Annotated in this window: 8 protein-coding genes; 5 read left to right on the top strand and 3 right to left on the bottom strand. The window is 57.4% G+C overall.

Going from position 1 to position 12,683, the window contains the following annotated elements:
• The first annotated feature begins 407 nt into the window (after positions 1 to 407).
• The 3 genes from AC1D19_RS10905 to AC1D19_RS10895 all read left to right on the top strand — a co-directional run bounded on the left by AC1D19_RS10905 (position 408) and on the right by AC1D19_RS10895 (position 4,105).
• Positions 408 to 1,571 (top strand): type III PLP-dependent enzyme, encoded by a 1,164-nt coding sequence (locus AC1D19_RS10905; protein WP_110657157.1) that lies wholly within the window; start codon positions 408 to 410, stop codon positions 1,569 to 1,571.
• Positions 1,572 to 1,849: 278 nt separating this feature from the next.
• Positions 1,850 to 3,031, top strand: coding sequence for an alpha-xenorhabdolysin family binary toxin subunit A (locus AC1D19_RS10900; RefSeq protein WP_477763200.1), 1,182 nt, complete (start codon positions 1,850 to 1,852; stop codon positions 3,029 to 3,031).
• A 60-nt stretch (positions 3,032 to 3,091) separates the two neighbouring features.
• Positions 3,092 to 4,105: an alpha-xenorhabdolysin family binary toxin subunit B gene (locus AC1D19_RS10895; protein ID WP_477763199.1), complete on the top strand. Its 1,014-nt coding sequence runs from the start codon at positions 3,092 to 3,094 to the stop codon at positions 4,103 to 4,105.
• 101 nt (positions 4,106 to 4,206) lie between these two features.
• Here the strand turns inward: AC1D19_RS10895 and AC1D19_RS10890 are convergent, their stop codons facing one another.
• Both AC1D19_RS10890 and AC1D19_RS10885 read right to left on the bottom strand, forming a co-directional pair.
• Positions 4,207 to 4,977: a tetratricopeptide repeat protein gene (locus AC1D19_RS10890; RefSeq protein ID WP_477763198.1), complete on the bottom strand. Its 771-nt coding sequence runs from the start codon at positions 4,975 to 4,977 to the stop codon at positions 4,207 to 4,209.
• Positions 4,978 to 5,658 carry a Fe2+-dependent dioxygenase gene (locus tag AC1D19_RS10885; RefSeq protein ID WP_477763197.1) on the bottom strand — a complete coding sequence of 227 codons (681 nt, stop codon included), beginning with the start codon at positions 5,656 to 5,658 and terminating at the stop codon, positions 4,978 to 4,980. It abuts the gene before it with no gap.
• Positions 5,659 to 5,865: 207 nt separating this feature from the next.
• Here AC1D19_RS10885 and AC1D19_RS10880 point away from each other — a divergent pair, with 207 nt between their 5' ends.
• Positions 5,866 to 8,202: a TonB-dependent receptor gene (locus AC1D19_RS10880; RefSeq protein WP_477763196.1), complete on the top strand. Its 2,337-nt coding sequence runs from the start codon at positions 5,866 to 5,868 to the stop codon at positions 8,200 to 8,202.
• Between the two features lie 244 nt (positions 8,203 to 8,446).
• Positions 8,447 to 10,975 carry a PepSY domain-containing protein gene (locus AC1D19_RS10875; RefSeq protein WP_477763195.1) on the top strand — a complete coding sequence of 843 codons (2,529 nt, stop codon included), beginning with the start codon at positions 8,447 to 8,449 and terminating at the stop codon, positions 10,973 to 10,975.
• Positions 10,976 to 11,098: 123 nt separating this feature from the next.
• Here the strand turns inward: AC1D19_RS10875 and AC1D19_RS10870 are convergent, their stop codons facing one another.
• Positions 11,099 to 12,640 (bottom strand): alkaline phosphatase D family protein, encoded by a 1,542-nt coding sequence (locus AC1D19_RS10870; protein ID WP_477763194.1) that lies wholly within the window; start codon positions 12,638 to 12,640, stop codon positions 11,099 to 11,101.
• Between the last annotated feature and the right edge of the window lie 43 nt (positions 12,641 to 12,683).

The raw sequence follows: 12,683 nt of genomic DNA, 5'->3' as shown, positions 1-12,683 counted from the left end.
CGGCGATGTTGACGCTATCGTAGTTACTAGCGACTTGGCGCACAAAAGCGTCGAACGTGCAGGTATTCTTAACACTTCACAATTCCTTGGGAACATCCGACTGTCATCTGTGTCGGTTACAAAGAGTAATGCTCGCAACGCACGTCAGAAGAGTGCAAAAACGCGACATTTTTTGTTGATCTCAGGCCCCTCACGCCCTAAAGTTCGCGCCGAACGTCCATGCTGGAAACGATCCATCCGGCTCAAGTACTGACGACGAGACAGCAAGGCCAAGGGAAAGCTGCACTTCCCATGGCCTTTTTGCTTTCGGCGACATGCCTTGGGAAGTAGGCGAACCAAAGTGGGGATACGGAGGACGTTCATTTGCACCCATTGATTACTAATGTTTGCCACTAGGAGTCCCAGGTATGTCGATCCAGGTCGAAGACTATTTCGCGCGTGAAACCTTTCAGAAAATGAAGGCGTTCGCCGACAAACAGGAAACCCCGTTCGTGGTGATCGACACCGCGATGATCAGTCAGGCCTATGACGACCTGCGCGCCGGTTTCGAATTCGCCAAGGTCTACTACGCGGTCAAGGCCAACCCGGCCGTCGAGATCATCGACCTGCTCAAAGAGAAAGGTTCGAGCTTCGACATCGCCTCGATCTATGAGCTGGACAAAGTGCTCGATCGCGGCGTCAGCGCCGACCACATCAGCTACGGCAACACCATCAAGAAGTCCAAGGACATCCGCTACTTCTATGAGAAGGGCGTGCGCCTGTTCGCCACCGACTCCGAAGCCGACCTGCGCAACATCGCCAAGGCGGCACCGGGTTCGAAAGTCTACGTACGCATCCTGACCGAAGGCTCGACCACCGCCGACTGGCCGTTGTCGCGCAAATTCGGCTGCCAGACCGACATGGCCATGGACCTGCTGATCCTCGCCCGTGACCTGGGCCTGGTGCCTTATGGCATCTCGTTCCACGTGGGTTCGCAGCAGCGCGACATCAGCGTCTGGGACGCGGCCATCGCCAAGGTCAAAGTGATCTTCGAACGCCTGAAGGAAGAAGACGGCATTCACCTGAAGCTGATCAACATGGGCGGCGGCTTCCCGGCGAACTACATCACCCGCACCAATAGCCTGGAAACCTACGCCGAGGAAATCATCCGCTTCCTCAAGGAAGACTTCGGTGACGACCTGCCGGAAATCATCCTGGAACCGGGCCGTTCGCTGATCGCCAACGCCGGCATCCTGGTCAGCGAAGTGGTGCTGGTCGCGCGTAAATCCCGTACTGCTGTCGAGCGTTGGGTGTACACGGATGTGGGCAAGTTCTCCGGCCTGATCGAAACCATGGACGAAGCCATCAAGTTCCCGATCTGGACCGAGAAGAAAGGCGAGATGGAAGAAGTGGTCATCGCCGGCCCGACCTGCGACAGCGCCGACATCATGTACGAAAACTACAAGTACGGCCTGCCGCTGAACCTGGCCATAGGTGATCGCCTGTACTGGCTGTCGACCGGTGCGTACACCACCAGCTACAGCGCCGTCGAATTCAATGGCTTCCCGCCGCTGAAGTCGTTCTACGTTTAAATCCTGCGTGCTGTACAAAAAAGGCCTGTGAGTAATCACAGGCCTTTTTTATTTCTACCATTTCCTCTTGAAAGCGATTTCAAAGCAACTTCACAACACATTACGTTTCGATATCAGAAAGCTGCACTTTATTCAATAGAAACAGCAAAACTCAGAGTTTCACTCCCTACCCGACACACATTGAAATTCTTCCAGACTTAACTTTAACCACAACTACCATTACTTTTCAGCGGCAACAACAAGGACCTCCATGACGAAAAAACATAAAAGGGATTTTCATGTTAGCCATTCAAGAACAGACCATTACCGCCGAAGAACTTAACTCACTGACATCGGATTTCATGGGGGCCGTTTCCGGCACCCTCGAAGGTGTCGAGCGTGAACGTGGACTATTGGTTACAAACGATGACATCAGAAAAATAAGACGCTACGTCAATGCCGGACTGGCGCTACCCATCGAAATTGATGAAATAGAACAGATACACAAGTATGACCAACTGAATATCGCCGGGCTTAAATCTGCCGATATGCAAAAATTGTATAAATCCATGAGAAATCATGCTGAAACCTGGTCGCCACTGGAATCAAACATGAAGAGAGTTGGTTCGGATCTTCATGTATTTGCCGACAATTTCACTTCAAGCAGTCAATCCATCATTCACTATCTGACGAGCCTTCCCAGTTACATCAGCGGAATCGGAAAAGTCGGTGGCCTGAGCCCGGAGGAAATCGACAATCTGCCGGAAATCCAATTGACTGGAGATGAGAAACGAAAAATTCCGGCATTACTGGGACTGGTTGAAGAGCTTAAAGCAGTTATTACCGAGCACAGCGCAAGCACACAGATCACCAAAGCCCAGATCACCGAATTCAAATGGAAAATCAGCAACTCACTGAAACCGGCACTGGGTTTAAAAATAGCCCTTTGCAACAGCCGCAACTTCGACGTAGAAATAAAACTGCTCAATGAAAGGCTTGAAATTCTCAACCAGCGCATCAACGGAAAACTCGCGGAAATCGAAGAATACTCCAAAAGTAAATGGTGGGGACTCATCGGTGGCGCAATTGGCTTTATCATTGCTTCTACAATATATGGAGACAAGGCCAACAAGGCTCGTAATGAACTGGATCTGCTAACAACCGAACGACGTGAAATCGAAACAAAAGTTGCAACCACCAATGCGATCCTCGCATCGTTGCGGGCATTCGAAACCAGCCTACAGGACCTGCATGTCAGGATTGAAGGTGCTGCTGGCAGTTCATCGAACCTCGAAAGCCTCTGGGAATTGATACAGGCTTATATCGACTCATCCAGCAAAAGACTCGATGGCGTTACCAATGCCATGTACCTGGTGTCTTTTGTCTCCAGGCTAACCACGATGATGGATAACTGGTCAGCGATAAAAAAGCAGGCAGGTGATTTACTGACCGCCTTCAACAATGCCACGAGCACTATCTGATATTCCGGCTTGCACACCAATGCCAAATCCGAAACTTACTTTTTTAAAGGCGGAACAATCATGACCGTATACACTCTCGACTTGCCATTTCAATACCCCTCTCCCGACATGAAAAAAATCAAGCAAAACAGGGATGAGCTCCATTATAAAATACGTACATTGAGCACTGTTTACCTACCGATACTTGGCGAGCAATTAACATCATTACTGGAGGAATTGAATTCCATCGACAAGCAAGCACTTAGCACCCTGACTCTGCTACCCACCGTATTACCCATTAGCGAAATTCAACGCTTTTACACCACCATCGAAAACCTGAAACTCAAGCCCTCCTCCCCCGAGCAACGGGAGGCCATAGACAGTTTTTACGAAGAAATCAATTCATCGATTAAAATCGGCACGTCCGAAGTCTCAAAACTTGCAACAATACTGAACAACAATTTGGTGAACCTCAAAGCGGTGACCCTCAGCGACAACCAATACCGCATCAAGGAACTGGAAGCATCCATCAGCAACATCAGCCCGAATGTAGCAGAGCTGGAAAGCGACATCGAGAAACTGGTAATAGACGAATCAGAACTGAACAGCGCCATCAAACTCATTGAAGCGACGGACACTTTCTCGCTAATCAAAGAGTTCTTTCTCACGGCGGAAAAACTTGCAGGCCTTAACCTGTCCGCTCCTCAAATTGAACTCGTCAAGACTGGTATTTCCGTCGCTGGCAAGATCCTCAATTTAATCAGCGACAGAATTAAATATGGCAACCTGATTGAAGCCAGGCGCCAGATCCAGGTGCGACTTGATGGCCGCCGTGAAAACCTCGCCCGTATTAATAAAGATATAAAAACCTTGCAAGACCAAAAAAATCAGTTAGTGGAATTCCAGTCTGTGCAAACCCCCAGAGAGGTTTATACGAATGAGATAAGCACCCTCGTCGACGCCGCTTACAAATTCCTGGAGATTAATGAATATGATGCTGCGGACGATTTCAATTCGGTTGTCAAACGGTTCATCGAACAGTCGAACATCTTCAGCAAGCATTTGAAAAACCTGCGCCAGGACTGGAGAAGCTAAACCGGGCTCGCTCCGTTTGGAGATAACCCCCTGATCAGCGCGAGCGAAGGCGCGCACAACGCCATTTCGCTCGCCTTGATGACAGCTACAGTTCTCGGTATCTAGGCCACCTGCGCGTGATTTTGCAATTGCTCGGCACGCTGTTGAAAGCGCGGGGCCAATGCCCGCAGATCAGGGTGGGGAGCACACAGCAGTGCCTGGCCGCTCACTTGCAGGAAACTCAGATTGCCTGCCTCCAACGCCCGATGAAGCCACACCAAGGCCTCTTCGACTTTCCCGGCCTGCGCCAGAACAGCCGCATAGCTGAATTGCCCGCGAAAATCTCCGCCCTCAGCAGAACGTCGATACCAGTTGAAAGCGGCATCCTGGTCCGCCGGACAGTACCGGCCTTCCTCCAGATAACGCCCCAGCAGGTTCATCGACTTCGCATGGCCGAGGTCCGCCGCACGCCGATACCCGTTCAGCGCCAGCACCTGATCCTTGGTCACACCGCGCCCGGTGGCCAACAGGTTGGCGAAGTTGTACATCGCCCAATCCAGCCCTCCTTCAGCTGCGATCCGATAATGCTGTGCCGCAATCGTGGCATCGGCAACACAACCCCAGCCATGTTCATGACAACGACCGAGCATATTGCGCGCCATCAGGTGCCCCTGGCGAGCGGCGATACCGAACCAGCGTAACGCCAGCGACTGGTCCTGCGCGATACCCTGCCCGTCCAGCAGAATCTGCCCGAGCAAGGCCTGGGCCTCGATCTCACCCTCACGTGCAGCGATCAGGATGGCCTGGGCCGCACGTGCCGGGCTTTCGTCGAGCATGGAACGCAGGCGTTCACCGTCGAGCGTTTCCTCGCGGCGTAAACGAAAATCCGCCACTTACACCTCGACCCAGCGACGCAGCAGATTGTGATAAGTGCCGGTCAGGCGGATCAGCGATGGATGATCGGGCACATCGCGGGCCAGTTGCTGGATTGCCCCGTCCATCTCGAACAACAGGGCGCGCTGGCTGTCTTCGCGCACCAGGCTTTGAGTCCAGAAAAACGAGGCGAGTCGCGTTCCGCGCGTCACCGCGTTGACCTTGTGCAGGCTGGTGCCGGGGTACAGCACGATGTCACCGGCAGGCAGCTTCACCCGTTGGGTGCCGAAGGTGTCCTGGATTTCCAGCTCGCCGCCGTCGTAATCCTCGGGCTCGCTGAAGAACAGCGTGGCGGACAAATCCGTGCGCACTCGTTCGACGCTGCCTTTGGGCTGACGCACCGCGTTGTCGATATGGAAGTCGAAACTGCCACCGGCGGTGTAACAGTTCACTAACGGAGGAAAGACTTTGTGCGGCAGTGCAGCTGACATGAACTGCGGATTTTTCCACAGCCGTTCCAGCATCGCCGCGCCGATCTCCTTGGCCAGCGGATGCCCTTCAGGCAGCTGCAAATTGTGCTTGGCCTTGGCCGACTGGTAGCCGGCGGTGATCTTGCCATCGGCCCAATCGGCCTGTTCCAGAGCCTCGCGAATGCGCTGCACCTCGTCTTTTTCGAACAGGCCGGGAATGTGCAGCAGCATGACAAAGACACCTGAAAACCAAGGGGTGCCAATGGTATTGATTCTTATTGCCCTTGTAAAACCCATCTGACGAATGAGTCAGCAAAAACCGTAAGGGTAAATTGTAAAGAATGTAAATTCAGTGCAAATAGCAATATTTCGCAATTGATACAAATACGTGTTTACCCTATATTCCGCCGCCTCAAATCCTTGGGGAGGGGAATTCAAATGTCGCGTCAACAACCACAAGTACCGGTCAGTTCACCACGTTTGCTCGCATCGGCCATCGGCATGGCGATTACTGCCGGCTCTGCGGGCCACATGGTTTTCGCGGCGGAAAAAACCGACGAAAAAGCACCGGACAAAGTGATTTCGCTGGGCGCCACCGCCATCACCGGCGAAGCCCGGGACGAGACGACCTACAACGTCGAGAAAGCCTCCTCGCCCAAGTACACCGCGCCGCTGATCGACACACCGCGCTCGGTGACCGTTGTTCCGCAACAAGTCTTGAAAGACACCGGCTCGCTCAATTTGCAGGACGCGCTGCGCACCGTTCCGGGCATCACCTTCGGTGCCGGTGAAGGTGGCAACCCGCAGGGCGACCGCCCATTCATCCGCGGCTTTGACGCCCAGGGCGACACCTATCTGGACGGCGTGCGCGATACCGGTTCCCAGAGCCGCGAGATCTTCGCCGTTGAATCGATCGAAGTCAGCAAAGGCCCGAACTCCGCGATCGGCGGCCGTGGCGCCGCCGGCGGCAGCATCAACCTGGTCAGCAAGAAAGCGCACCTGGGCGATTCGCTCGACGGTGGTTTCACCTGGGGCTCCGACCAGACCCAACGCTACACCTTCGACGGCAACTACCAGTTCACCGACACCGCCGCTGGCCGTCTGAACCTGCTGAGCCACGAGAGCAACGTCGCCGGACGTGACAGCGTCGACTACGACCGTTGGGGTGTTGCACCGTCCCTGGCCTTCGGCCTGGGTACGGACACACGCGTCAACCTCGACTACTACCACCTCGAAAGCAATGACACGCCGGACTCGGGTATTCCGTACTCCATCCCGGTCGGTGGCTCGACTGCCCGTACCAAGGCCAATCCGGACAAGCCGAATGACGGCGGCGACAGCAGCAACTTCTATGGTCTGACCGATCGCGACTTCCGCAAGACCCGCACCGACACCGCGACCTTCGCCATCGAGCACGACCTGAGCGACTCGCTGACCATCAAGAACACCCTGCGTCACGGCACCAGCATGCAGGATTACATCCTGACCCAGCCGGACGACAGTAAAGGCAACGTCAACAACGGCAGCGTCTGGCGCCGCGCGAACACCCGCGTGAGCAACACCGAGACCACCACCAACCAGACCGACCTGTTTGGCGATGTCTACATTGCCGGGCTCAAGAACAGCTTCTCCACCGGTGTCGAATACACCCACGAGGAAAGCGAAAAGTCCTCGTACAACGTCAACACGGACACCACCCCGGGAACAGCAGCGGTGACCACCAACTGCTCGCCGACACTGATCGGCGCGCCAAGCGGCTTCAACTGCACCTCGCTGTCCAACCCGAACCCGAATGATCCATGGAACGGTGCCATCTCGCGTAATTACGCCGGCACCAACACCAAGGCCGACACCTACGCACTGTACGTGTTCGACACCCTGACGTTGTCCGAGCAGTGGCTGGTGAACATGGGCCTGCGGTATGACCATTTCAATACCCAGTACCGTACCTTTGACGGTTCCGGCGCCACCGTCGTGACCAAAGGCAACGCAGCCAAAGGCAAGGACACCAGCGAATTCGTCACTGGCCAGTTCGGCGTGGTCTACAAGCCAGCCGAAAACGGCAGCATCTATGCGTCCTACGCGACGTCTGCCACGCCACCGGGCAACACCTTGGGCGAAGGTTCGGAAGGCAACCCGTTGGGTGGCACGCCGGATCGCAACGGCAACCTGCTGAGCAGCGACATGGAGCCGGAAACCACCAAGAACTACGAAATCGGTACCAAGTGGGATCTGCTGAACAATCGCCTGGCATTGACCGCCGATATCTTCCGCACCGAGAAAGACAACGCTCGTGTGCAGACCAACACCACCACCTTCGAAAACGTCGGCAAAACCCGCGTTCAAGGCATCGAACTGTCGGCCAGCGGCAAGCTCACCGACAAATGGCAAGTGTTCGCCGGTTACGCCTACATGGACAGCGAACAAATCGATGGTGGCCCATTGGGCGCGGCCAATGACGGCAACCAGTTACCTAACACGCCGGAAAACAGCGCCAGCCTGTGGACGACCTACCAGGTCACGCCAAGGCTGACCATCGGTGGCGGTGCGTTCTATGTCGATGACGTGTTCGGCAGTACCGCCAACACCACCATGGTTGATTCCTACGTTCGTTACGACGCGATGGCGGCCTATAAGCTGACCAAGAACGTCGACCTGCAACTGAACGTGCAGAACCTGACCGACGAAACCTACTACGACAAGGCGTTCTCGACTCACTTCGCCAACCAGGCGGCCGGTCGTACCGCCTTGCTGAGCACCAACTTCCACTTCTGATGGAATTGTGAAGGTCGAGCCAATGTAGGAGCTGCCGAAGGCTGCGATCTTTTGATCTTGAATGTTGGCGGCATTTGAATCGCCGAAGATCAAAAGATCGCAGGCTTCGCCAGCTCCTACATTGGGCAGGGCCCCGTTCATCCATATGATCGGGGCTTTTGTGCGTAAAAAAGAATGCGTCTCGACAACCCCACGGCATAATGCGCACCGTGATGAATCAATTTGAACGAACAAGGCGAGCGACGTGTTGAAGAAAACCCTGTTCCAGTTGCACTGGTTTTTCGGCATCAGCGCCGGGCTGGTCCTGGCCCTGATGGGCATCACCGGGGCGACGGTGTCGTTTCAGGATGAAATCCTGAGCACACTCAACCCTTCTGTGTTGCTGGTCGAGAAGCAGGTCGCCGGTGTGCTGCCACCCGCCGAACTGGTGGAGCACATCGAAGCCGCGTCGGGTAAAAAAGTCTCGATGCTCACCGTGGAAACCGACAGCGGCAACGCCGCTAAAGTGTGGTTCACCCCGCCGCCGGGTGAACGCCGTGGCGAGATGCGCTACTTCGATCCATACACGGCCGAGTTCCTCGGCGACGCTACCGGCCAGGACTTCTTCGGCCTGATGCTGCAACTACATCGCTTTCTCGCCATGGGCGACACGGGTCGGCAGATCACCGGCGCGTGCACGCTGATCCTGGTGTTCTTCTGCCTGTCCGGCCTGTACCTGCGCTGGCCTCGCCAGTGGAGAAGCTGGCGCGCCTGGCTGACTCTGGACTGGAAGAAAAAGGGTCGCAGTTTCAACTGGGACCTGCACTCGGTGGCCGGCACCTGGTGCCTGGTGTTTTACCTCCTGGCGGCGCTGACCGGGTTGTCCTGGTCCTACGAGTGGTACAACAAGGGGTTGACCCGGTTGCTCTCCGACTCACCGCAGAACGAACGCGTTCGCGGCGGACGCGGCCCTGCGCCAAGCGGTCCGGCACCGACGGCCGATTACGCGGCGATGTGGAGCAGCATCTACAGCGCGGCCGGTCCGCAACTCAGTTCCTATAATGTGCGCATGCCGTCCGTGGCCGGCCAACCAGCGACCGTGTACTTCCTGCTGAAAACTTCGCCTCACGACCGCGCCCTCAACCAGATCACCCTCGACCCGGCCACCGGTGTGGTCAAACGGGTTGATCGCTACAGCGACAAGAGCCTCAAGGCGCAACTGCTGACCAGCATCTATGCGCTGCACGTCGGCAGTTACTTCGGCATCGTCGGGCGCATCATCCTGACCCTCACCGCGTTGACCATGCCGCTGTTCTTCGTCACCGGCTGGATGCTGTACCTGGATCGTCGGCGCAAAAAACGCCAGATCAAGGATGCGCGCAAAGACCTCGTGCAAACCGCCAGCGATGCGCCGGCGTGGCTGATCGGCTTCGCCAGCCAAAGTGGTTTTGCCGAGCAGTTGGCATGGCAGACCGCCGGTCAATTGCAGGCCGCAGGCTTGCCGGTAAAAGTGCAACCATTGGCGGACGTCAGCGAGCAGGACTTGCATGAATCGAACAATGCCTTGTTCGTCATCAGCACCTTCGGCGACGGCGAAGCACCGGACAGCGCCCGCGGTTTCGAGCGCAAGGTACTGGGCCGGGCACCGAGCCTGGGACGCCTGAATTATGCCGTCCTTGGGTTGGGCGACCGGCAGTATCAACACTTCTGCGGTTTCGCCAAACGCCTGCACGCCTGGTTGGGTGAACATGGCGCAAAGACCCTGTTCGCCCCGGTGGAGGTCGACAGCGGTGACCCTTACGCCTTGCGTCACTGGCAACAGCAACTGGGCCTGTTGACCGGTCAGGCCCCCGTGGATACCTGGCAAGCACCCAACTACGACAACTGGACCCTGCTGCGTCGTGAACTGCTCAACCCGGACAGCAGTGGCTCGCCGGTGTACTTGTTGGGCCTCAAGCCTCCTTCCACCAGCAGCTGGCTGGCGGGCGACCTGGTGGAAGTGTTGCCGCGCAATTGCCCGTGGGCCATCGAGCATTTCCTCGACGGCCTGGGCATTCACGGTGAAACCAGGGTGCAACTCAACGGCCTGGAGGAAACCCTCGAACAGGCCCTGGCCAGCCGCCAGTTGCCGGAGAACCGCGCCCATCTGGTCGGCCTGCACGCCCAAGCGTTGGCAGAGGCCCTCGTGCCGTTGGCCATGCGCGAGTATTCCATTGCGTCGATCCCGGCCGATGGCGTGCTGGAATTGATCGTGCGCCAGGAAGTGCATGCCGACGGCAACCTCGGCGTCGGCTCCGGTTGGCTGACCGAGCACGCGCCCGTAGGCAGTTCCATCAGCCTGCGAGTGCGGCGCAATAGCGGTTTCCATCTGCCGGCGCAGCCGGTGCCGATGATCCTGCTGGGCAACGGCACGGGGCTGGCCGGGTTGCGCAGCCTCCTCAAGGCCCGGATTGCCGACGGTCAGCAACGTCACTGGCTGCTGTTTGGCGAGCGCAATCGCGAACACGATTACCTGTGCCGAAAGGAGCTGGAGGAGTGGCTGATCAATGGTGATCTGGCGCGCCTCGACCTGGCGTTTTCCCGCGACCAGGCCGAAAAGGTTTACGTACAGGATCGCCTGCGCGAATCGGCAGCCGAGCTCAAGAAGTGGCTGGCGGACGGTGCGGTGATCTACATCTGCGGCAGCCTTCAAGGCATGGCTTCAGGCGTGGACCAGGTGCTCAACGAGGTGTTGGGCGCCGCCGAAGTGGAGCGCCTGATCGAACAGGGCCGCTACCGCCGCGACGTGTACTGATTCACTGAATTCCCTGTGGGAGCGAGCTTGCTCGCAATGACTGTTTTACATTCAACAAATCTGTTGGTTGTCAGACCGCCATCGCGAGCAAGCTCGCTCCCACGGGGGCTTTGTGTCCAGCGATCAGACCGGCTGCAACTTCTGCTCAAACACCGACACACCATCCAGATCGCGCAACACCACGCTCAACTCCCCGCTCTGCCCATCGATGTTCACCTCGCCAAAAAACTGAAACCCGGCAAACGGCGAGAGGTTCTGCGCCGGTGGGGCCTTTTCGAACACCGCTTCAGGACCAAAGGTTTTATCCAGCGGATTCGGCCCGTAGCTGCCGGCATTCAAAGGCCCGGCGACGAACTCCCAGAACGGTTCGAAATCCTGAAACGCCGCCCGATCCGGGTGGTAATGATGGGCCGCGCAGTAATGCACATCCGCGGTCAGGAACAGGAAATTGCGCACCTGCTGCGCCCGCAGAAAGCCGAGCAATTCGGCGATTTCCAGTTCGCGGCCCTGGGCCGGGCCGGGGTCACCGTTGGCCACCGCGTCCCACCTCATGACACCGGGGCTGACTTCGCCGTCCCCTTCGCCGAGGCCGATGGGCATATCGGCGGCGATCACTTTCCATTGCGCATTCGAGGCCTGCATTTCGCGCTTGAGCCAGTCCAGTTGCTCACGACCGAGGAATGGCTTGGCCTCGCCCAGATTGTCGTCATTGGCCCCGCGATAACTGCGCATGTCCACCACGAACACATCGAGCATGGGCCCGTAACCGAGCTTGCGATAGATGCGCCCGCCGCCATCGGCGCTCTGCCAGCGCATCGGCGCGTATTCGAGCCAGGCCTGGCGTGCGCGGTCCACCAGACTGTGGATATCTTTGCTCTGGTAACGCGCACCCAGCTGCTTGCCGGGCGACCAGTTGTCCACCACTTCGTGGTCGTCCCACTGCCAGATCTGCGGGACCTCGGCGTTGAAGCGACGGATGTTTTCGTCCATCAGGTTGTAGCGGTAATTACCACGGTACTCATCGAGGGTCTCGGCGCCTTTGCTCTTGGCCTCGGTGGTGATGTTGCGCCATACCCGGCCGCCTTCTGTGGTGAGCTGCGCCCGGATCGGGATATCGGCGTAAATGATGTCGCCGCTGTGGATAAAGAAGTCCGGCAGCCGCCGGCGCATCGCCTCGTAGATGCGCATGCCGCCAAAGTCCGGGTTGATGCCGAAGCCCTGGCCGGCGGAGTCGCCGCTCCAGACAAAACGGAGGTCGCGCCGGGTCTGCGGCACGCTGCGCAAGTGACCGAACCAGGGCTCGCTGGCAACGCCGCTCTGGGCGTCCTCAAACTGCACGCGATAGAAAATCGCCTGGTCGGCGGGCAGCCCGCTGAGTTCGACCCGAGCGGTGAAATCGGTGCGCGCATCGGCCAGGGGCGAGACGAAACGTCGAGGGTTGGAAAACAGGCTGCGGGTGTCCCACTCCACCACCATCCGCGCGGGGCGATCGCAGCGGCTCCAGATGATCGCCCGGTCGCCCAGCAGGTCGCCGGACTGCACGCCGTCGGTGAGTTGCGGCCGGTCCTTGACCGAAGCAATCACCGCCGGCACCAGCCCTGGCAACAACAATCCGGCGCCGACCGCTTGCATGACACGACGGCGCCCGAGGTTGAAATCGCTCATGGTGTTCTCCTTGAAAAAGGAAAAACTAAAGCATGGACCTTTG

This window comes from Pseudomonas sp. P1_C12 (genome assembly GCF_056406435.1).
The sequence above is the reverse complement of the archived record's forward strand: the minus strand, read 5'-3'. Positions and strand labels throughout refer to the sequence as shown.

What these genes read in the sequence shown, in the direction of transcription:
- AC1D19_RS10895 (WP_477763199.1), top strand. Translation starts at nt 3,092, where the DNA reads ATGACCGTATACACTCTCGACTTGCCATTTCAATACCCCTCTCCCGAC.
- AC1D19_RS10880 (WP_477763196.1), top strand. Translation starts at nt 5,866, where the DNA reads ATGTCGCGTCAACAACCACAAGTACCGGTCAGTTCACCACGTTTGCTC.
- AC1D19_RS10905 (WP_110657157.1), top strand. Translation starts at nt 408, where the DNA reads ATGTCGATCCAGGTCGAAGACTATTTCGCGCGTGAAACCTTTCAGAAA.
- AC1D19_RS10870 (WP_477763194.1), bottom strand. Translation starts at nt 12,640, where the DNA reads ATGAGCGATTTCAACCTCGGGCGCCGTCGTGTCATGCAAGCGGTCGGC.
- AC1D19_RS10900 (WP_477763200.1), top strand. Translation starts at nt 1,850, where the DNA reads ATGTTAGCCATTCAAGAACAGACCATTACCGCCGAAGAACTTAACTCA.
- AC1D19_RS10885 (WP_477763197.1), bottom strand. Translation starts at nt 5,658, where the DNA reads ATGCTGCTGCACATTCCCGGCCTGTTCGAAAAAGACGAGGTGCAGCGC.